A 21,780-nucleotide genomic window follows, 5' to 3' on the forward strand; every position below is an offset into this window, starting at 1 on the left:
CGCCAGTTTGCGCTTCGGCCCCAAACAATGGCCGACAGCCTTCAAACCCCCACCCGCAGAATCGGCTTGCGCTAAAAAAGAGTCAATGAAATGGAGCTTGCGTTAACCACGTCTCTTGAGAACTGGTTAATCCACGCGATAATCGGCGAGGCGTTGTGCCCAGGTGAGCTGTTCCATCAACTGGGCACCCGCCATATGAATTGACGAACGGCGGGCGCCGTCGACCGCCCGCCGTCATGACGTTTCAGTACTGCGCAGGCAATCAGCCGCCGCGCAGACGCGTTGGGCTCAGGCTCGCGACGGTCATGCCCTGCTGTTGGGAAGGACACGTCGGCAGAAAGCGGCTCGCATCCGCGTATGTCATGGTCGCGATGGAGCTCTTTAGCCCCCCACGCTTGGCGATCCAGCCGCGAACCCAGCCAGGGTAGTTTTTCATCATGAAATTCGCGGCCACCTGATTGCCGCGCGCAGAAACGCCATACGGCAGGTGAAAGCCGAACGACGCGCTCTGCGTAATGCACACCTTGCTCTTGGGCATCGACAGATAAAGCGTGCAGGCCGAGTCGCACGAACCGTTGAACCGCACAAAAGTGCCACTGCGACGCATTTTTAGCGCACGAATGGCATAGTCGATCACATAGCCGCCGCGATCGCCACTGATGGTCTTGACGTTGGCCGTGCCAAGGCTGATGCGCGGACGCAGCAATTCTCCTGCGGAGCTTGCCGAGACCAGTGCGCCGATCAAACCGAGCGCACCGAGAAACTTCATTGTCGTTTTCATTTGCGCCTCCTGCTATGCCGTCAATGACTAGCTGGGAGGCGTAAAAATTGAATATTCCGTGTCGCTAAATTTGAATCAGTCGATCGATTATGCAGTCGTTTTAGAACCTGATTGACGATTTGGTTTACCAATGACGCAGAAGCATGATCACTGAAAAGTAAACCTGTCGCAGGCATCATTGCAGATGACTGTGCTGCGTAGCGCAATCGGCGGATTTGGATCAGAGGAAGTCGGATGGCCGTTGGTGGCAAGGAGCGGAGGAGGTCAAAGGAAGGCAAGCCTCGCCGCGTCTGCGTCGTGACGAATGCAATCGACCATGGCGGCGAAGATGGCGCCATGGTCGAGTTGGCCAGGCTTTTTGCCGAAGAGGGGGACGACGTCACCCTGCTATGGGTTCCAGGCAGGGATGCTCCAACGGAGGAGGCCGCGCGCCACCGCGAGCTGGAGGCGGCATCGGTGCGGCTGGTCATTCTCGACAAGTCCGATCAGCTGCTTCCTTGGCTGACGACACCCGAGAGCCGGTCCGCCGCTGTGCTGCATTATCTCGAACGGTCCGGCCACGATTTGGTCTACGCGCCCCTTGAGGGCGGGCTGCCTTACTACACGCTGCTAGCTGTCGAGACTGCGGCTTTTGCCGCGCCGCCGATCGTGGTCGTCGCTCACGCTCCGGAAGAATGGGAACATGAAGCCGACAAGGCGTTCTTCGACAGCGCCGAGGTGATTGCCGTCGCCTATATGGAGAAATACTGCGCCGAGATGGCGAACCGGACGATCTGTGTGTCCGCAGCCTTGCGACACTGGATGTTGTCGAAGGGTTGGAAGGTGAAGAAGGCGATCGTGACGCCGATGTTGCCGCTGCAGCATCGTCTCGCTCCAGCCGGTGTGCGATCGTCGACGGGCGGAGAACTTGCCGTCTTGGCCGGATGGCGCTTCCGCGATGGCCTGACGCTGCTTTGCGACGCGCTCGACATCATAGCGCCAATGGCGCCAAAAGGGCTGACGGTCACCGCATTCGGTCCATTTGGAAAGATCATGGGCGAGCACAGCGGTGGACTGCTGCTGAGACGCGCCGAGCGGTGGCCGTTCAAGGTCAACCTGTTGGCGCACGCAAGCCCCGCCGCAAAGCTCGACTACGTCGCGCGGGCCGGCGCGATTGCCGTCATCCCCGCCCACGCCGCATCGACGGGCGGCACCGTTGCCGCATGCATCGAGGCGGGATTGCCTTTCGTTGCGACCAATGTCGACGCGAACGCCGAGCGCTGGAGTGCGCAGGCGAGGCAGCCGCGGCTGGTCGATCCTGACGCCGCCGCGTTGGCGCAGGCCATTTCGGCGGCGCTCGACGACCCGCCTCGCCCACTGCCTGTCGACAGCCTGAGCCAATGTCGGCAGTCCTGGCTGGATACGCGCAACTTGCCGACGCCAACTAGGCGCTGGCGCGTCGACAAAAGTGCCGGGTCGTCACCCCTGGTCTCTATTGTCATGGCCCATCGCAACCGGCCGCTCTATCTTAAACAGGCAATCGCTGCGATCGAAGCGCAAACCTATGATCACCTGGAACTGGTTCTGGTCGACGACGGAAGCGACCTGGATGAAGTCAGGCGATTGCTGGATACGCTGGAACCGACCTTCCGTCAGCGCGGGTGGAAGATTCTGCGCCGACCGCACAAGCACCTCGGTGCGGCGCGAAATGCCGGCATCCGCGCTTCGCATGGCGAGTTGATCCTGTTCGTCGACGACGACAACGCGCTGTTTGCGGAGGCCGTCGATCATTTCGTGCGTGCGATGGCTACATCGGGTGCCGACATCTGCACTGCGTTCCAACTGATCTTCTACGAGGATTTCGTGCCCGAAGATCGCGCCGACGGGCTGATCCAGTACCTGCCTCTGGGTGGTCCCGACGCGCTCGGCCTGATCCATAACGTCTACGGTGACGCGAATGCGATGATGCGCCGGTCTGTCTTCTCGCGGATCGGGTTCTTGATCGAAAAGCCGGGCTACGCCATGCACGACTGGGAATTCTTTGCTCGAGCCTCTCTCGCCGGTCTCAAGATCAGGACGATTCCAAAGCCGCTATACTGGTATCGCTCGAAACCGGATGGCATGTTTCGGACGTCGAACTGGTACGACAACCGGCTTCCCATCCTGGAGGCGTTCAGGTCGAGCCTGCCCGATGGCGCCCGCCTGCTGCATCATTTGGCCATTGCCCAGAACGCGCACCGGTCTGAAATTGAAAGTGCCCGCGAAAACCTGAAATATACCCCCGGCAATCGGAAATATCTGGAGCTTTGCGACATCGAGCCGAACAGCGATGCGGCCATAGAGAAGCTTGCCAGCATTGCTGGGTCGATCGGCCGCCCCGATACGGCTGCCACTTTGCTTGGGCGCCCCGCCACAGACCACAATGCGGCCGACCGTCCTGATGTCGGCGGCGGTTCTATCATTCTCGACTACGACATGCTGCGGAGTGCGCGGTTGCTTACACCCCGCGTCTCGGCTCTCCCGCTGCTGCTTGTCGCACCGGACGACGGCGGGGTGTTCTTGCGTCCGCATGCGGACGGCCCGGTCGCTGCATCGCTTGATCATCATTTTCCAGCCTTCTTCCGGAAGGTTGAAGCATCCGTCGAAATCGCTCATGCCGATGCGCCGGCGATGGATTTTGCTCTCGCCCTTGCTCGACCCGACCAGCCCATAGATTGGCAACAGGACATCGGCAAGCAAACGATCGCCTTCTCAGGCTGGATGAGCATCGAAGACAGATTTGTGCGTCATCACTTGGTGGCAACGCTTCGCACACGAAGGAAGATGCTGCTTTCAATCGTTCTCGCCGTTCGTTTCACCGCAACGTCCAACGGTTTTCCCACGAATGCGTTCTTCCGCACGCTGACACTGTTCAGCGACTAAACGTCGATCCAACCAGGCAAGGGAGATCCGAGCGCAAGCCAAGCCCGTTCATCGCTCGTGCGCGTTAACCACGTTGGTGGAACCTTCCAAGAATGGTTGACAAAACGTTAACAGACGCTAATGTTTCAGTGGGTTGAGTAGGTGGGGTGCGTTATGCGTAGGATTCATTCTCTACTGTTGGGTGGACTTAGTCTGCTGGGGTTGAGCGTCGCTTTTTCTGACGCGGCGCAGGCCAAGACCGAAGTTGGCGTCAAGGAAGCCGAGCTTGCCTGCGAGCAGGCCCTTAAAACCGGCACCATCGAGGCACTTGAGGATTATCTGCACCGGTACCCGAACGCTCCGACAGCCTGCAAGGCGCTTGCTCTCAACAGTTTGGGCCAGTTTGCGGGCGGTGAAGAGGGCAAAGGCCACGGTGAAGGCGGCGGCCGCTACGGCGGATAAGCATCAGCCGGATTTTCCCTCAGTAGTTCGAGCACATCAGGTGGCGTAGTCGCTGCGCTGGTGTTGCATGGCCAGGGTCGAAACGAAACCGGCGAAGGGCTCCGAGGTCTTCATCCAGCCGAGTTCGACGAGTTGCGCGCCGTCACCCCGATAGCAGACGGAGCTTTGGTTCCGAAGCGCGAGTTTCGGATTGCGCTCCAAGGCCTCCATGTAGGCAGCGCGCTCCTCAAGCGTCTTTTCCTTGAGCTGCGCATTTTCACTCAGAGACGACGCTGATTTCTGGCGGAATCCCCAGACGAATTTGAAGTGCAGCAATGCGACGCGCAGTTCGCTGAATCGGACCTTGCTGATCGTGTGCTGTGCGACGTGATAACGCGTGCCGCGCCCCCATTTCACGATCGGCACTTTTGTCAGGCACGGGGGAAAAGTTTGCTTGAACCGGCCGTGCCAGAAGACCCGTTCCCTCACGCCACCGAACATCTGCTCGGGTGGGTACATACCGTCGCGCGGGCGCAGCCATCCCGGCTCCGGGTCGAAGTAGGGTGAAGCTTCAACAAGCGGGATCTTGCCATCATAGCTGTATTCGGCCAACGGGCCATCGGCGTACATGTCGATCATGGAGCCTATGACAGCGTCGACGCCGGTCGAATCGAGGTAGCTGCAAAGCTGCTGGAGATTTGCCCGCTCAAAATCGGGATAGACGAGAAGTTCGTCGGCGTCGATCGAAAGGCACCAATGGCCGGTGCCGAACACATTCATGAGCGTGTTGATCCATCGCGGCGGATCGATGTTTTCAGCGAAATGCGATCCTTCCGTGTGGAAGCAGTGGCTATCCGGCTGCTCCAGGATCAATTCGCGGGTCCCATCCGTGGAGCCATTGTCCAGGAAGAAGAACCGATCGACGCCCAGGCCGCGGTAGTGGTCGAGAAGTTGCCGCAGCAATTGGGCTTCGTTGCGCAGTCCGACAAAGCACAAGATCTCGCCATCGGTCACGTCAATGGGCCGGTCGTCCAGTCGCGCGAGATGTTTTGGGGATCGAAGTTCAACCATCCGAGGTCATCAACCAGTTTACGCGAAAGGCAGGTACGCTGCTGAGAGTCCCGCGAAACGATTATCAAAGTGTTATCCAACTGTTGGCAAGACTGTTTCGAACGAAGCGGGCTGACAAGGGGGGGTCATTGAGCATTGGTTCCAAGGCAGGCGCCATGCCCACGGGCAAGCGACAGGCAAGCCAGAAGCCTCGCAATGTGTGTGTCGTTTCGGAGGTTGAGTTCGGCTCGACGGCGACTGGCGATCACGGGTCGGTAACCTACGCGCTGGCGCAGCATCTGGCCGGAACCGGCGATACCGTGACGCTGCTTTGGGCGCCGAGCCCGCTCGGCAGCCAGCCCGGTGATCAGGAAATAGTCAGGCTGGGCAAATGGTGCTTCGACAATTTCCTGGTGCGGCTCGAATTGTTGCCGCCCTCGCCCGAGTTGCTGCGCGGCACGGAGTCCTGCGACAAGAACTCATTGGCCCTCTACCACTACCTCAAGCAGAATGCATTCGACGTCGTCTATTTTGCGCTTGAAGGCGGACTGGCGCATTTCTCCACCCTTGCGAAGCGCACAGGTGTCTTTCCCGATCCTCCTACGATCATCGTGCTCGCACATGAGCCCCTTGTGTGGAAGCTGGAAGCCAATTCACGGGCGGTCGAACGCAAGGAGCAGATGACCATCGCGCACATGGAAAAGAGGTCGGCCGAGACGTGCGACCATCTTGTCATCGCTGGCCAGTCGCTGCTCGACTGGATGGCCAAGGCGGGATGGAAGCTGCCCACCAGCCATCACATTGCTGCGCCCCTCGAGCCGGAGGAGTGGCGTTCCAACTTCGCTGTCGATCACTACAGGCCGCGGGATCGGCCAACCGCCGAAGTGATTCATTTTTCAGGCACAGAGGCACGCGATGGGCTGACGCTGTTCTGCGATGCGCTCGATCGTCTGGCCGACAGCGGCGTCACCGATCTGACAGTGACGGTAGTCGGCGCGTTTGGTCATGTCCTGGGCGAGCATTCGGGTGGCATGATCGTTCGGCGTGCGCGGCAATGGCCGTTCAAATTGAAGCTCCTGCCCATTCGAGATGAGCCTGACATCTATAGATACCTGCGGCAGAGTCATGCTCTGGTGGCGATGACGCACTCAGCGGCTCAGCTGCCGCTGGAAGTGATGACGTGCCTTAACGAAGAGATCCCGTTCATTGCGACAGATGTCGGCAGCATTCGTGACGTGCTCCATCCGAAGTCGGCCGATGCCGTCCTGATGGATGCGTCGGCCTCCGCCATCGCGGCCAAAATTGCGTCTGTGCTGGAAAGCCGATCGTTTCGTCCGGCAAAGCCCCTGCAAAAGCGGGAAGCGCTCGAGAAAGCCTGGAGCGGGCTGCACGCGAAATTCTCCCGCGAACCCGGCAAGGTCTCCAGTCGCAGGCGGAGCCAACGGCCGCTCGTTTCGATCATCACTGCGCACTACAACCGGGTGCACCTGTTGCCGCAGGCGATTGCCTCGGTTCGACGCCAGGACTACCCCAACATCGAATTGATTGTCGTCGATGACGGCAGCACCGATCCCGATGCAATCAACCTGTTGGCGGAACTCGAACCGGAGTTCGAGCAGCGAGGATGGCGGATCATCCAGCAGAAGAACGGCTTCCTCGGCAAGGCGCGCAACACCGGTATCCGCGCCGCCAGGGGTTCGCTGATCCTGTTCCTGGACGACGACAACGTGCTGTTCCCAAACGCCGTCAGTACGTTCGTCGCCGGCATGCAAAATTCCGGCGCCGATATCTGCACGACCTTCGCCAAGTGGCTCAACGAGCCCTTCGTGCCGCCGGACACCAGGAGCGGCTATGTGCTCTACTTCCCGGTCGGCGGGCCGACGGACATCGCCATGCTCAACAATCCGTATGGCGATGCCAATGCGATGTTCCGGCGTGAGGTGTTCGACAAGATAGGTTACCTCAACGAAGAGCGGGGGTTTTCCGCAAGCGACTGGGAGTTTTTCCTTCGCGCGGATCTGGCAGGCCTGGAGATCGTCCCTGTCCCGGAGCCGCTCTATTGGTACCGGTCGGCACCGACGGGCATGAATCGAAATGCCGAGTGGCTGAGGAATCGCAAGCCGATCATCGCTGTCTTTCGAAAGCATCGATTCGCGAAAACGGAAATGTTCGTGCAACTGGCCATCAGCTCGAACACCGACAATCATGAGAAGGAGCTCAATCTCTGGAATCTGGAGCTGCGGGTTAACGACGAGCGGTATCTCAGGTTGAGTACAGGTCCCGCCAATACCGCGGACGCCATGCAGTTGCTGGCCGAGATCGCGGCACGCGAAGGCAGGGCGGATACCGCAATTTCGCTTCTCGCCCGTGCAGGGCGAAGCGACTTTGCTGTGGGTGTGGTTGAAATACTCAACGCTGCGACCGGAGAGACGGTGCCCGAGTTGAATTCCTCGCTGTACCGCGAGCAGTATCTTTCCGCCGAGCCCATGCGCCTGGCTCATGTCGGTTCGTATCCGGATGCCGATCCGGACCTGCTGAGCTATGTCGAACAGTCTCCAGACCAGTTGTTCCTCGAAGCCAGGGGCAGCAATGTTACCATGGCTTTGCTGAAGGGAGTCTGCCCGCCGGGCACCGTAGGCGCGACGTGTTGGGTTTACCTCGACGAGGAACTGACGGGCTCTGCGCAGTTTCAGCTCGCGATCGTAGACGCAGAAAACCAGACCTTCAGCAATCTCGCCCGGCTGCTTGAGGTTGGCAGCGGGAGCGGTTGGGCTGATGTCAGCCGACGGCACGAGGCGCGTGAGATAGGGGCGATGGTCAGTTCGCCGGCAACCGGCCGACGCGATTTGTTGTTGGCAGTCAAATGCGGCGGCAGCCGCCCGGAGGCGCGCGTCCTCGGCGGCTTTTCCAGCGTCCATATCCGCCATGTCGTTTCGAACGATGCCAGGCGCCCGCGCCTCAACGCACCCCAACAGCGCCAACGCACGCGCCGAATGACCAATGATGATCTGAAGCGTGCGGCGCTTGTGACGGATTATCCCTCCGAGCTGCCGACGCTGCTCATCGCGGGCGACAATGGCGGTATATTCCTGCGGCCGAACACGCACGGTCCGGTTGTTGCCGCCCTCAATTCGGCGTTCCCGGCCTTTGCCAGAAGTGTCATCGCGACAGTGGAGATCGCCCACGATGAAGCATCCCCATTCGAGTTCGCCATGGCGCTCGGCAGGCAAGAAGAAAAACTTGTGTGGAAACACGATGCACCTGTCGGCGCGCTGTCATTCTCGGGATGGACGCGCGTCTCGAGACCGTTCGAACTGCATGACCTGAAAGTTTCGACCCGGGAGGTCGATCGCAAGTGGCTGACGATCTACCTGGCAATCCGGCTGCCATCCGGCTCGAAGCCGATGCCGTCCAATGCTTTCTGGCGCAAGCTGTTGCTGGTGTGGGACTGAGGGGCGCGGGTTGTCGGGACGCGGTCGCGCCTTGTCGACGTTTAAGTGCGGTAGTAGATTAAGTCCGCGTGGAGGCGCCAAGACAATGAAGAAATCGCTGGGCCTTGTTCTGGCATTTATTGTCATTACCGGATGCGCAATGTCTTTCGGCGCGGCCGCCCAGGAACGCGACATGGGGTCTAAATGCACGCAGTGGAATGCACATCGCGTCCTCTTCAAAAAAGGTGACGGCAAGATATCCGAGGAATCCGCGAAGGCCCTTGCGGCTTTCGTCAAGGATGCTGGGCACGATTGCGGCTACCGCCTCTACGCAACGGCGAGCAAGGAAGGCAACTACAAAAAAGCCTACGACATCGCTGGTCTCAGGCTCGATGCAACCGGCGATTTTCTCAAGGCGCAAGGCGTCAAGCCCGAAATGGTGCTGGTGCTTTCGCATTGGGTTGACGACGGCGCCGCCGACACCAATACGGCGCGGAGCGCGATACTGTACACGCTGCCAAAGCAAGGCATATCTTGCCGGCAATATGAGAAGCGCAGCCCTGTGCAGGTCGACCTGTTTTTCTATAGCCAGTCCTATGTGATCTCACCGAGGGTCAAGGCCGACCTCGAGAAGTTCGCCGCCAGCATCCGCAACTCACGTTGCAATGTCGAACTGACGGCTCTCGCGGCTACGGAATTCACCGGCGCCGACGCTGCAAAGACAAACAAGGAACTGGCCAAGCAGCGCCTGAAGGCGGTCGAGGATATCTTAACCGCAGCCGGGATCGAAAGCGATCGTCTGGTAGACACGAAAGTGGAGTACGTTGGCGACCAGAAGCCGAACGGCGTTCGCAATCGTCTGGCGACCGCATCCCTGATGTAAGCTTGCCAGATTAGCTGACCCGCAACGATGTGGGCTACGGCGCACCACACCCGACGCTGGACGGCTGGAAGGCCCTCCTCGACCAGTTACTCGCGATCGGCACGGGCAAGGTCTATGTCGGGCGTGGGGATTTCCTCCGGGTGGCCGAGGCGGCCCAGCAGATCGCCTATGTCGACAAGCCGACGAGATCGTCACCGCCTGCATCACCCGCGGCGTCAATGACGCCCCGGGGGTCTGGTGGGCTTTTCTGCTGGGTCAGGTGTTGAATGTGGGTCGATCGTACGTCCGCGATCAGTCCGCCGCCGCTCGGCATCCTTGACCACCCGCTGCAGCCCGCCGACGTCACGAAGTGATTGACGGGCACCAGGAACTCCTACGGGTTGCCTCTTCACGCCTGTGCCACCGTCGCCCCCAAGAGGCGGCGACGGTGGCCGCTTGCAGCAGAACCCGCGCGCCGGTAACCGCGTAGGCAGGCTCCACATATTCCGCCTCGTTGTGGCTCAGCCCGTCACGGCACGGCACAAAGATCATCACGGCAGGCGCCACCCGGGCGAGGAACAGCGCGTCATGGAATGCACCCGAGATCATCTGTTTGTGCGGCAGCTGTAGGGTATTGGCGGCCTCCTCGACGGTTTTGACCATATCGGCAGAGAATGCCGCCCCGGCATGTCGAACGACCGACTGATCGTTACCGTGCAATGCTGAGCTTCTGCCTCCGCCGCGCACACCTGGCGCAGTTCTGCTTCGATGGCATCGAGCCGCTCTACCCGCGGATGCCTGATATCGACGGCGAAGACCACAGACTGCGGTATGGCGTTGATCGATCCCGGTTGGGCGGTCACCCGGCCCACCGTCAGCCTTGCCCTGCTGTCGAACGGCATGATCGTCGTCTGGAGCCTGTGAATCGCGGCAACGGCCGCGACCATCGGATCCCTACGGTAGGCGAGGCCGGTTGTACCGGCGTGACCGGCGGCGCCCTCAATGCAGACCTCCAGCCAGCGCGTACCTTGCACGGCTGTGACGATACCGATCGGCAACCGCTCCTTTTCCAGCGATGGTCCCTGTTCGATATGCAGCTCGATGTAGCCGGATATCGGCATGCCGAGGGGGCGAAGGGTTGCCTCTGGCAAGGCGGAGATCGTTGCCCCGAGCTCCTCTGCGAGGGACGCACCGTCGCTACCGACTATGGACCGCCATGCGCAAATGTCGGCTCCGGTGAAGGCCATGGAGCCCATGACACCCGGCGTAAACCGGCTGCCCTCTTCATTGGCCCAGGCGACGACCTCGATCGGCATCCGAGTCTCGGCCCTCGCGTCCTCCAGCGCTTCGAGCGCCTCGAAGGCGGAAAGCGTGCCGAGCGCTCCATCGAAGCGCCCGCCGGTCGGCTGCGGGCGACAAGCGCCTTTTCTCCCCGCGTACCGCTTGATCTCGCCAGCGCTTAGCCTGGTCAGCCCCTATGTTCATCTTGATCATCGGTTCGGTTGCCTTATCCACCACAGCAGGGAATCGCCGCGACATGCGCCAGCGCAGGGGAAGGGTTTGCCTGCCCGTTCCGGCTGAGCCGGCGCACCGTCTTAAGCTGAACTTCGGAAAAATTCGTCACAGCGACAGTTGACGACAAGCTGATCTGGCCCTGTCTCATTCTCGTGGCCTCGCGCTTGTCGCCAATTACATCTACGACAACATTATCCGGTCCCTGCTGCGGCATCGGCCTTCATCTCGCCGCACACAAGAGGGCGTGACACAGTCGTAGGTGAATTCAATCGAGGGAACTGGCTGACTTGGCGCCCTACTCTGCCGGGGTCTTCTCGAGCACCGGCGCAGTTTTCCGGCCAAAGCGCTGGACGACGAAGCGGCCCGCCTTCTGGCCGGGGACCTCGATCAGAGTGTAGGTGATCCAGGACAGCAACGTCACCGTCGGCAGCACAACGGCAACGACGATGGTGAAGCGCAGCGGCGCCGACAGTTGGTGGTCGAACTCACTGATGACGAACGCCGCGACGGGCTGCAGCACCAGCAGATGGATCAGGTAGATGCTGAAGGAAAGCTCGCCCATCAGGTGGAAGAACCGGTTGCTGAGCGTCACGGCGATCGCTCGCGCCAGTGTTCCCGCCCTTCCAGGCAGCATGCGGTAGAGAACCAGCGCAAAGAAGCCCGCCACCAGCGCTTCGCGCACCAGAAGCTTGCCCAGCCCCTGGTCGCCGCCAAAGGGCAGCGCCGCCAAAAGCATGGCCAATGCCAGATAGCGGAACGGCCTCGGTCGGGTTTGATGCACGACTCCGGCCAGCAGCATCCCGCACAGGAATATCTGCATCTTCAGCGGCAGAAAGGACGGCATCGGAAAATGGATCGACAACAGCCGCATCGCAAACACGATGACGCAGCCGATCGCCGCGACCACAAGGGCGCTCCTGATCCAGTCCAGCCTGCGAACCAGCAGCATGACGGCCGGGAACACGGCATAGAACTGCATCTCCAGCCCCAGGCTCCAGTCAGGCAGCGGGGTGCGATAGGCGAGGTTCGGCACCAGCCCAAACAGGAACGTGAGATGAGCGACGATGTTTTTCAGGCTGCCGTCGAGGTAGCGTTCCGGCGCCTGGTGCGATCTGGAGAGGAAATCGTCGATGATGATCCTGCAATCGTAGAGATAGGGGCCAAGCGCCAGCGCCAGGAAAAGCATGACATAGAACAGCGGCGCGATCCTGAAATAGCGGCGCGTCCAGAATTTCAGCCAGGTTTCCGGTCTTTGCCAAGGCTCCTTTTCCTGGCGCAGCTGATAGTGGAACACCATCAGGAAGCCGGACAGCATGATGAACAGGTCGACGCCGAGATCCGGCTCGCCGACGATCGGAATTTGCCAGCCGGTCAAAAGCATGCAGTGCCCGACCAGCACCCAGATCGCCGCAAGCGCGCGAAGCCCGTCCAGGCATTCGATGCGCGAAGACTTGATGATGCTGGTTTCGTAGCTAGCCATGTTGCACTGCAGCATGGCGCCTGAGGAGCGATTGTCAACCCGGTGAGAGATGACGAAGCGGTTACGATGGCGGATGCCGAATTGTGCCGATCTCCTCGCCAGACAATAGGCTGAACGGACAGGCAGCTTTCAGGAAACCGTCAGCGCGGCCTGAACGACCGAAATGAGGCGCATTGCTGACCGGCAGCCTTGGGGCCGGGACCAGTAAGTCCGCTTGTGGCCAGTTAAGAACGACAGAGGCCGATCTCGACCCACATCAGCCATGCGGCAACATCCGGTTTCGCACAAGGCTAAGCCATGAGGGCAATGTCTTCAAAACGACGTGGTTGCATTATCGCTGTCCAGTAGGCCAAGCATGCTCGCATTCGAAACGCCAGTCGAATACGCTCAGCGAAGCTTTGAGCTAGGGAGGCAGGACAACCGCACATGGAGCGAAGGCTTACCGCGATCCTTGCTGCCGACGTGGTCGGCTACAGCACGCTCATGGGCGAGGATGAGGTCGGCACGCTCGAACGACTGAAGGGTTGCCGTCGAGAACTGGTCGACCCCGCGATCAAGGAATTCCACGGTCGGATTATCAAGCTCATGGGAGACGGGGCGCTGGTAGAATTCGCCAGCGTTGTTGATGCCGTCCAGTGCGCTGCCGCGATTCAGCGCCGGATGGCTGTCCGAGACCAGGGCACCTCCGACCCCCGCCACATCCGGTTTCGCATCGGCGTCAATCTCGGTGATGTCATCGTTGAGGAAAATGACATCTACGGCGATGGCGTCAACATCGCCGCACGCCTCGAGGCTATGGCCGAGCCGGGGGGTGTATGTATCTCCGGAACCGCATTTGATCATGCCGTTCACAAGGTTGATGTCGGCTTTGCCAGTCTTGGCGAGCAGCGCCTCAAGAACATCGCCGATCCGGTTCGCGCCTATCGACTGCTGCTGGATCCCGCAGCATCGGGAAAGGTCACGGCCGCGCCACACCGGCCGAGCTCGCGCGTCATCATCCTGGCGGGCGCCGCCGCCTTGGCGATCGCCGCGATTGCGGGCATTTTTGCATGGCAGAAGTTCTCAGTGCCATCGCGGCCATCGGTTGCCGTGCTGCCGTTTGCAAACCTCGGCGGCGATCCAGGCCAGGACTATTTCGCTGACGGCATCACCGAGGATCTGATCACCGACCTCACCAAGCTGTCCGGTCTGGACGTCATCGCGCGCAACTCGGTGTTCGCCTACAAGAACAAGCCTGCAGCGCTGGCGGACGTCGCGCGTGACCTTGGCGTCCGCTTCGTTGTCGAGGGGAGCGTCCGCCGCACCGGCGAGCAGATCCGCCTCAATGCCCAACTCATCGATACGGCAACGGGCGACAATCTGTGGGCCAACCGGTTCGACCGTGGCATGGCCGGCGTGTTTGCCGTCCAGCACGAGATGAGCGGCGAGATCGCCAAGGCGCTTGGCATGCAACCTTCGGCAGCGGAAAGCGAGCGCATGGCGCGGCCGCCGACGGAAAACCTCGAAGCCTACGATTTCTACCTTCGGGCCGAGCAGACAGCACGGACCGGTCGGCGAGACGGGCTGCGTGAGGCACTCACGCTCTACGACAGGGCCGAGCAGCTCGACCCCGCTTTTGCCGAAGCCTTCGCGGCGGACGCAAGCATGACAGTCTATATCTGGCGCGAATCTTTCAACGACATCATGCAGAGCGCGACCCGCGCGCAAGCGCGCCTATGAGAAGGCAAGCCGTGCGCTGCAACTCGATCCGGACCTTTCGTCGCCTTATGCGATTCTTGGCATCATGCAGGTCGTGGATCGCCGCTACGAGGAAGCCATCGCTTCGGCCGAGCGAGCCGTCGCGCTCGGCCCCGGAGATGCCGAGACACAGATCGCGCGGGGATATGTCCAGCTGTTTGCCGGCAATCATGCCGAGGCAGCCGTTGCCGTCGAGACGGCGCTCAGGCTCGATCCCAACCTTTCCCCCATCAACCGGCAAATTGCCGGTCTGGTCTTTCTCATTCAAGGCAACACCGACAAGGCGATTGAGGCGCTCGAACGCGCCCGCGACGAGGCGCCGTCAGTTGGAGATTTCAGGATTGACCTCGCTGCGGCCTACGCCCGCGCCGGCCGTTTGCCCGATGCAAGAGCGGCGGTCGCCGAGGGACTACGTTCCACGTCGACAGCTGGGTCCGATTCATTGTCTGCATATCGGCTCAACGGTGCCCAATATCGTAACCCGCGCGATTTGGCTCTCATCATCGACGCGTTGCAGCAGGCCGGCTTGCCCGAATGGCCGTTCGGCTTCACCGGCGACGAGCACAACCGCTTGAAGGGCGAGGAGATCGCCTCGCTGGTGCTGGGCCATACGCTGCAGGGCCAGCTTGAACCAGGTCTCCAACAAGCCTTCCTCCAGATCGGGAGCGACGGCAAGGCAGCCTTCCGCTCCACCACGCGGCTGGTCACCGAGACCGTCCGTGTCGATGGCGACCTTTTGTGCGAGCTGAGCGAGAATATGTTCGGGCGCCCGGACTGCGGACCCGTCTATAAACGCCGCGACGATGGAGGCGGCGGCTATTCCTTCGTCAACTCAAGCAAGGTGTTCCACTTCGCGGTGGTTCAGTAGATGCACGCGTCTCGGTGAAAGCGGCTGCTTACGCTCGCGTCCGACGCGGGACTGGAATAGGCTGCAGCGAAGCCGCGTGATCGACCGGGAGGGCGCAGGCAGGTATGGAGCGAAGGCTTACCGCGATCCTTGCTGCCGACGTGGTCGGCTACAGCACGCTCATGGGCGAGGATGAGGTCGGCACGCTCGAACGACTGAAGGGTTGCCGTCGAGAACTGGTCGACCCCGCGATCAAGGAATTCCACGGTCGGATTATCAAGCTCATGGGAGACGGGGCGCTGGTAGAATTCGCCAGCGTTGTTGATGCCGTCCAGTGCGCTGCCGCGATTCAGCGCCGGATGGCTGTCCGAGACCAGGGCACCTCCGACCCCCGCCACATCCGGTTTCGCATCGGCGTCAATCTCGGTGATGTCATCGTTGAGGAAAATGACATCTACGGCGATGGCGTCAACATCGCCGCACGCCTCGAGGCTATGGCCGAGCCGGGGGGTGTATGTATCTCCGGAACCGCATTTGATCATGCCGTTCACAAGGTTGATGTCGGCTTTGCCAGTCTTGGCGAGCAGCGCCTCAAGAACATCGCCGATCCGGTTCGCGCCTATCGACTGCTGCTGGATCCCGCAGCATCGGGAAAGGTCACGGCCGCGCCACACCGGCCGAGCTCGCGCGTCATCATCCTGGCGGGCGCCGCCGCCTTGGCGATCGCCGCGATTGCGGGCATTTTTGCATGGCAGAAGTTCTCAGTGCCATCGCGGCCATCGGTTGCCGTGCTGCCGTTTGCAAACCTCGGCGGCGATCCAGGCCAGGACTATTTCGCTGACGGCATCACCGAGGATCTGATCACCGACCTCACCAAGCTGTCCGGTCTGGACGTCATCGCGCGCAACTCGGTGTTCGCCTACAAGAACAAGCCTGCAGCGCTGGCGGACGTCGCGCGTGACCTTGGCGTCCGCTTCGTTGTCGAGGGGAGCGTCCGCCGCACCGGCGAGCAGATCCGCCTCAATGCCCAACTCATCGATACGGCAACGGGCGACAATCTGTGGGCCAACCGGTTCGACCGTGGCATGGCCGGCGTGTTTGCCGTCCAGCACGAGATGAGCGGCGAGATCGCCAAGGCGCTCGGCATGCAACCTTCGGCAGCGGAAAGCGAACGAATGGCACGCCCGCCGACGAGCAATCTCGAGGCCTATGATTACTATCTACAAGCCGAGACGGCGTCACGCAGCGTCCTGCAGGCCGGGCTGCGGGAGGCGCTTGCGCTCTACGACAAGGCGGAGGAGCTTGACCCCGCCTTTGCCGAAGCCTTCGCGGCCGACGCGCGCACCACAGTCTATATCTGGCGGGAGGCCTTCAACGACGTCATCCAGAGCGCGCCAGCACGAAAGAGAGCCTATGAGAAGGCGAGCCGAGCTTTGGAACTCGACCCTGACCTTTCGTCGCCCTATGCTATTCTTGGGATCATGCAGGTCGTGAATCGCCGCTACGAAGATGCGATTGCCTCTGCCAAGAAGGCTGTTTCAATCGGTCCGGGCGATGCAGAGGCGCAAGCAGCCCTTGGATATGTTCAGTTATACGCCGGCAATCATGCCGAGGCAGCTACTGCGGTCGAGACGGCGCTCAGGCTCGACCCCGACCTCTCAGCGATCAACCGGGAAACTGCTGGGCTGGTTTTTCTGCTCCAGGGCAATGTCGAGAAAGCGATCGAGACTCTCGAGCACACACGCGACGATGCGTCCACGGTTGGCAACTTTCGGTTTACGCTCGCTGCGGCGTATGTCCGCGGCGGCCGCCTACCGGATGCGAAAGCCGCAATCGCCGAGGGGCTCCGCCTCGTAGCAGGGTCCAGCTACGTGGACTCTTTGGCTGGGTGGGAGATGACTCATGCACATTTTCGGAATCCGCAGGATCTGGCGATACTCGTCGCCGCACTGCGCCAGGCGGGCCTACCCCAATGGCGCTTCGGCTTTACCCCGGCCGAACAGGACCAGTTAAAGGGTGCCGAGATCGCGTCCCTCGTCATTGGCCATACACTGCAAGGCCAGATCGAACCCGGTCTCCAACCAGCCTTCCTTCAGATCGGAAGCGACGGCAAGGCGGCCTTCCGCTCTACGACGCGGCTAGTCACCGAGACCGTCTACGTCGATGGCGATCTGTTGTGCGAGCAGAGCGAGAACCTGTTCGGTCGCCCCGACTGTGGTCCCGTCTACAGACGCAACGACGCAGCCGGCAAAAGCTACTCCTATGCCAATACAAGCAAGGTGTTTCACTTCACCGTGGTTCGGTAGACGCACACGCGCGTCTCAATGATAGTGATCGAGTTCCAAATTGGCCGCGACCTTCGGCCAGTTGGCATCGGCTTTCGGGATATTTTCAGCTGCATGCGCGGCGAAATCATCGGCATTGTCGACGTCGTAGATCAGGTAGAGCTTGCCGTCGATAATCTTGAATGCCTCAGGATCGACATTGACCGTGACCCCTCCGCCCACGACTTCGCCGGCGCAGTACCCGCCATATTGAGGAGCGTACTTGACCGGTTCGCTCATGAACATTTCCTGGTGTTTCTTGCTGGCGAAATGCCAAGGTGTCCCCAGCCATTCATAAGTGAACTCTTCGGAGCCCTTCACGGCCTTGCCGTCAGTGAAGTAAGCGACCGTGTCGTAGCCCATGATCGCCACACCACCAAAATAGCCGGTGTTTACCGAATCGTCGGCACATGCCGATCCCGCGCCGGCGACCACAGCTACCGCGACCAGGGCAGCCGTCCCCAAACTCCGAAGCAGTCGTGGCTTGATCATCGTGCTCATCTGTATCCTCCGTTAATCGTGGATCTCGGCGCACTTCGCCGCGTTCGCCTCGCCAAGAATTTTGACTTGGCAGGTAGCACCATGGCGTTTGAAAAGTCGTATGATATCCGTGTTGCCCTTCCAGAATGCGCGCGTTATCGGCATGTAGCCATGCCCCTCGGCATGGTTCACATTGGCACCTTTCGCAATGAGGAACTCGGCCAGTTCAACGTGGTTTTCCTCGCCGGCCACCAGCAACGGCGTAGCACCCGCCTTGTTGGCGGCATCGTCGAGCACCGCGCCTTTTTCCAGCAGCAGCTTGGCGATCGGCAGGCTGCCCGAGAAGGCCGCCGCATGAAGCGGGGTAAAGCCGCCCGAGTTACGCGCCATGATGTCGGCACCCTTGGCCAGCAAGAAGTCGGCGATTTCCGGCTGGTTATCGAGCGCTGCAGCGATGAGCAGCGTTGCCTGGTCGCGCGCCCGGCTGTCGACGTCGGCACCGCCTGCCAGGGCTTGCTCCACGGCACCCTTGTCGCCGGCGGCGATGGAGTCGAACAACTGCTCACCTGCGGCTGCTGTTGTAGCCGCCAAAACCAGCATTCCAAGTGCCAGCAATCCGCGCATTGTGCAAGGTAGCATATTAGCTTGTGGCCATACAAGCTGTCCTGGGCACATCAGGTGGATCCAAGGCGGACGGCGCGGCCGTAGCGAACGCGGCCCAGGGCGGGAAGGCGTTAGTGCTACTGGCTTCGTCAGTAGGGGCACCGGTCCAGTCTGAATTTTGAAGAGCGTCGATTACCGAGGCGCCGAGCGTAACCGCCTGTTGCTCCGTCGGGATAGCCGGTAAGCGCAAAGGTGGCCGTTGGCGGAAGTGTCCGCTTTCGGATGTAACTATGGCTTGCTCAATGTGCGACATGGGGCGCAAAGCTGCCATTCGTAACCGGCGTACACATGGGAAGTGCATAGGACATTTCAGGAAAAAGCCCACTCCTCATCGGTCGGCGCAATCAGCCCGTTCCGAAGTCGTTTGTGAAGTTCATGCCACGACGGGTCCGTCACGAAGCCTTTCATGCTTCCACATGCCTCGGCGAAGGAAATGTCGCCCAATCGGTCGATAAGATCACTCATCGCGCCGTTCATGCAATTTAGGCATAGCTCGAGCGGATCACCATCACACTCAATTACCCGATGTCCCCAAGCGCCCGGTACGTCGTCGGTTGCGAGAGCCTGCCGAAGATCTTCATCCACGCCTGCGGCCTCAAGCGTCCGGCAGACGACATAGCGCATCAGGGGATAGTAGATCGGCTGATAGCTGCCTCCAAGCGCGCGCACGCCGGGCAGGATCGATAAAACCAGAAACATCAGCAGGAGATTCGGGACAGGGCTGCGGTTTGCCAGCCGCTCGAGGATGTCGGGGGCTGTGAAGCACGCCACTTTCCTACCGGTCGCAGGATCGATGAGTTCTCCGGCCACCAGACGCAGCGGAAGGCGTTTGCCATTTTCATAGAACCAGAAGAAATCAGTGCCGCGCGCGAGCCAGCCACTCCAGGGGCCGGACGCAAGCCCGTCGAGACTGGCAAGGATATTGGAGGCGAAGTTCGGGTCTTCCAGCAGTCTCATGCGTAGCCAGGAATTTTCGTCCGACAGATGGTCTGCCACCAGGTCGGCGATATCCTCGTCATCGATCTGCAGGAAGGCAAAGCGGCCTCCGAACATTTTTGGCCAAAGCGTAAGATTGGCTGCCTTGATGGCATGCGCGGGCCGCTCGAATTGCGTCTTCGGCAGAAAGGCACGAAGCAGCGTAAGCACGTCGCCCCCGGTGTTTGGTTCCATCGGCAACAACTCGAACCTATAGGGTCCCCGCCCGGCCAGCAGGCTATATCCGATCATCCGGCTTCGGCTTAGGCCAAAGACGTTGACCGGCTTCCCGTCAACGGTGAGCCAGCCTGGTCCTTTGCGGGGCTTTTCGACGAGTTTCTGTCGAAACGGCATAGGAAACGTAGGTTGAACATCGGTGCGCCGAGAGCCCAAGGAGGCTGAAGATATGCGTGTAATAGGCTTCTGGCTCCATGAGGAGAAACAAATGGGGGCCCGTCTGCAACACGCGGCGCCTTTCGAAATCCCTGCAGATTTCCAAGGCGGTATCGGCAGACAACCCGTTTCGTGTCGCTGCCTTCCTGATGATGTCGAGTAGTTTGGTGAAGGCTCGGAGCCGGATTTCTGGCATGGGAACCGAAGCCGGCGCCGTAAACAGGCGAAACGCATAATCGCGGATCGGCCGGGAATGGTATGGGCTCATCCAGGGGTAGAGTGCCGTCAGCGACCCCAGGACTGCCTGTTTCGCATCTACGCCTGCTGTTAGCTCTTCCACCTCACGTTTCACCTTTTTCTTGGGTCTGAATTACACCGACGCTCGAACACAAAACGCTGATGAGGAGCACCACTCCGAAGCCAAAGAAAATCGTCGAAGGAAATGCTCGATCTCCAACAGCGGCGGCGATGCCGAAGGCGAGTAACCCGAGCGCCACGGGCACACTATGCATAGTGCCTTTGACCCGGCCCAACAGATAAACGGATACATGCGACTGCAATGTGACTTCAACGCTGACGCGTCCAAGATTGTATAGAAATCCGAGGGCGGCAAAAAGGATCACTGTCCAAGGCGTGGGCAGAGATGTCAGCGCCATGAGGACCAGCGCCGTAAGGCTCAAAAGCATGAGATGCCGCGCGTGGGTACTCATCGCTCTTTCAATTCGGAATAGAGAGACCGCGCCGATCAGTGAGCCCGCCGACCATGCAGCCTCGAGGTAGCCGAAATCCACGGCAGTTCCCTTCTGCTCCTGGAAGACGAAGCTAGATCCCATGACGCTGACAAGCACCGCGCTTGTATAGAGAAGTGCGTAGACGACAATGAGACGCCGCAGGCTCGGATCGATTTGGGCTGCCGAGATTTTGGCGATGCGGACATCGCGCGAAACCGGTTCCAGCCGCATCATGGCTAGGCAGCCCGCTGAAAACAAAAAGAAGGCAGCAAGAACGGTGAATGGCAGGGCTGGAGAGCGTTCATGCAGCAACGGCCCTGCAAGCAGAGCAGCGCCGAGGTTGCCGAACTGCATGGCGAAGAAGACGGCGGAATTCGTGGCTACAAGATCGCGGCCGTCAGCTATCACGGGATCATTGATTGAGAGCTTGTAAGCGCGACACGGTCGCAAAACGAAAAGAGGGCCGCTGACAGACAGATAATCACAAACACGTCCATGTAGAGGAGCGCGCAAGCGGTAGCCAGCATAACGAGGAAGCGGCTGAGGTCTGCCGCAACGTTCAAGCATCGCCTGTCAAATCGATCCGCCGCTACGCCGGCCAAAGGGCTCGCGATGAATTCGACAACGCTGACGATCGCAAGGAACGTCGCCACGCCGGCAGTTGCGTATCCTCGGTCGACGAGAATCCAGGCGGAGGCGATGTAGTAGCCGTTTCGGGCAACAGCCGCCGATAGCGTGCTGGCCAGGAAACCGAGGCAGGGATTGGACCGGCCGGCCCGTCCTTTGGCATGATGATTTCGAACCAGGTTTGACATGAGCGGCGTATCCAGGGCTGACCGCCGATGGATACCTTCTTCCGCCAAGCCTGCTTTACTGTGATGTTGGGGATTTCCGATACTTGCTGAGAACAGACAAGCGGCGGCCTAGATTCTGCACTTACGACGAAATTCCGTCGGGCCCACGCCGAAAGCCCGCTTAAAGGCGGTCGTGAAATGGCTCGAGCTGCCGAAACCACATTCCATCGCGATTTCCGTCGCCGACAGATTGGTCGATCGCAACATGTCCGCGGATTGCTCCAACCGTCGCTGCGCAATGAATGCGTGCGGCACGACATAGGTGCGCCGGCGGATTTCCTCGTTGAGCCGCTCCAGCATGTTGGTGGATTTGAGATGCTTGTGGTGCTGTCTCGG

At 60.4% G+C, this 21,780-nt stretch carries 14 protein-coding genes and 2 pseudogenes; 6 read left to right on the plus strand and 10 right to left on the minus strand.

Going from position 1 to position 21,780, the window contains the following annotated elements; genetic code table 11:
• Window positions 1-262: 262 nt before the first annotated feature.
• On the minus strand, window positions 263-781 hold the full coding sequence (locus NKH22_RS30385; protein WP_023746383.1) for a hypothetical protein: 519 nt from the start codon (window positions 779-781) through the stop codon (window positions 263-265).
• A gap of 336 nt (window positions 782-1,117) precedes the next feature.
• On the opposite strand from NKH22_RS30385, the gene NKH22_RS30390 reads away from it, so the two are divergent.
• The gene (locus tag NKH22_RS30390) at window positions 1,118-3,682 is read left to right on the plus strand and encodes a DUF6212 domain-containing protein (protein ID WP_352912249.1); all 2,565 of its coding nucleotides are present in this window, start codon (window positions 1,118-1,120) and stop codon (window positions 3,680-3,682) included.
• 201 nt (window positions 3,683-3,883) lie between these two features.
• Window positions 3,884-4,123: a hypothetical protein gene (locus NKH22_RS30395; protein WP_023670631.1), complete on the plus strand. Its 240-nt coding sequence runs from the start codon at window positions 3,884-3,886 to the stop codon at window positions 4,121-4,123.
• 36 nt (window positions 4,124-4,159) lie between these two features.
• Here NKH22_RS30395 and NKH22_RS30400 read toward each other — a convergent pair whose 3' ends face one another.
• The gene (locus NKH22_RS30400) at window positions 4,160-5,173 is read right to left on the minus strand and encodes a glycosyltransferase family 2 protein (RefSeq protein WP_027049390.1); all 1,014 of its coding nucleotides are present in this window, start codon (window positions 5,171-5,173) and stop codon (window positions 4,160-4,162) included.
• Between the two features lie 128 nt (window positions 5,174-5,301).
• Here NKH22_RS30400 and NKH22_RS30405 point away from each other — a divergent pair, with 128 nt between their 5' ends.
• The gene (locus NKH22_RS30405; protein WP_352912251.1) at window positions 5,302-8,604 is read left to right on the plus strand and encodes a DUF6212 domain-containing protein; all 3,303 of its coding nucleotides are present in this window, start codon (window positions 5,302-5,304) and stop codon (window positions 8,602-8,604) included.
• A gap of 85 nt (window positions 8,605-8,689) precedes the next feature.
• On the plus strand, window positions 8,690-9,466 hold the full coding sequence (locus NKH22_RS30410; protein WP_023728133.1) for an OmpA family protein: 777 nt from the start codon (window positions 8,690-8,692) through the stop codon (window positions 9,464-9,466).
• A gap of 342 nt (window positions 9,467-9,808) precedes the next feature.
• On the opposite strand, the pseudogene NKH22_RS30415 reads toward NKH22_RS30410, so the two are convergent.
• A pseudogene (locus tag NKH22_RS30415) lies at window positions 9,809-10,854 on the minus strand (hydantoinase/carbamoylase family amidase); the annotation flags it as partial.
• A gap of 401 nt (window positions 10,855-11,255) precedes the next feature.
• Window positions 11,256-12,440 (minus strand): acyltransferase family protein, encoded by a 1,185-nt coding sequence (locus tag NKH22_RS30420; protein WP_352912253.1) that lies wholly within the window; start codon window positions 12,438-12,440, stop codon window positions 11,256-11,258.
• A 426-nt stretch (window positions 12,441-12,866) separates the two neighbouring features.
• Here NKH22_RS30420 and NKH22_RS30425 point away from each other — a divergent pair.
• A pseudogene (locus NKH22_RS30425) lies at window positions 12,867-15,045 on the plus strand (tetratricopeptide repeat protein).
• Between the two features lie 104 nt (window positions 15,046-15,149).
• Entirely contained in the window at window positions 15,150-17,330 is a 2,181-nt protein-coding gene (locus tag NKH22_RS30430; RefSeq protein WP_352912254.1) for an adenylate/guanylate cyclase domain-containing protein, read from the plus strand.
• 15 nt (window positions 17,331-17,345) lie between these two features.
• Here NKH22_RS30430 and NKH22_RS30435 read toward each other — a convergent pair whose 3' ends face one another.
• The 6 genes from NKH22_RS30435 to NKH22_RS30460 all read right to left on the minus strand — a co-directional run.
• The gene (locus NKH22_RS30435; protein WP_352912255.1) at window positions 17,346-17,849 is read right to left on the minus strand and encodes a YHS domain-containing (seleno)protein; all 504 of its coding nucleotides are present in this window, start codon (window positions 17,847-17,849) and stop codon (window positions 17,346-17,348) included.
• 12 nt (window positions 17,850-17,861) lie between these two features.
• Window positions 17,862-18,452 carry an ankyrin repeat domain-containing protein gene (locus NKH22_RS30440; protein ID WP_352912257.1) on the minus strand — a complete coding sequence of 197 codons (591 nt, stop codon included), beginning with the start codon at window positions 18,450-18,452 and terminating at the stop codon, window positions 17,862-17,864.
• 348 nt (window positions 18,453-18,800) lie between these two features.
• On the minus strand, window positions 18,801-19,661 hold the full coding sequence (locus tag NKH22_RS30445) for a hypothetical protein (RefSeq protein ID WP_352912259.1): 861 nt from the start codon (window positions 19,659-19,661) through the stop codon (window positions 18,801-18,803).
• A gap of 539 nt (window positions 19,662-20,200) precedes the next feature.
• A complete protein-coding gene (locus tag NKH22_RS30450) occupies window positions 20,201-20,998 on the minus strand; it encodes an MFS transporter (protein ID WP_352912261.1) in 798 nt (265 codons plus the stop codon).
• A complete protein-coding gene (locus NKH22_RS30455) occupies window positions 20,995-21,405 on the minus strand; it encodes an MFS transporter (protein ID WP_352912262.1) in 411 nt (136 codons plus the stop codon). The genes NKH22_RS30450 and NKH22_RS30455 overlap by 4 nt, the downstream gene beginning before the upstream one ends.
• Before the next feature lie 108 nt (window positions 21,406-21,513).
• On the minus strand, window positions 21,514-21,780 hold a 267-nt coding region (locus tag NKH22_RS30460; RefSeq protein ID WP_352912263.1), incomplete at its 5' end, for a helix-turn-helix transcriptional regulator.

Source organism: Mesorhizobium sp. M1252 (assembly GCF_040318265.1).
Taxonomy (GTDB): Bacteria; Pseudomonadota; Alphaproteobacteria; order Rhizobiales; family Rhizobiaceae; genus Mesorhizobium.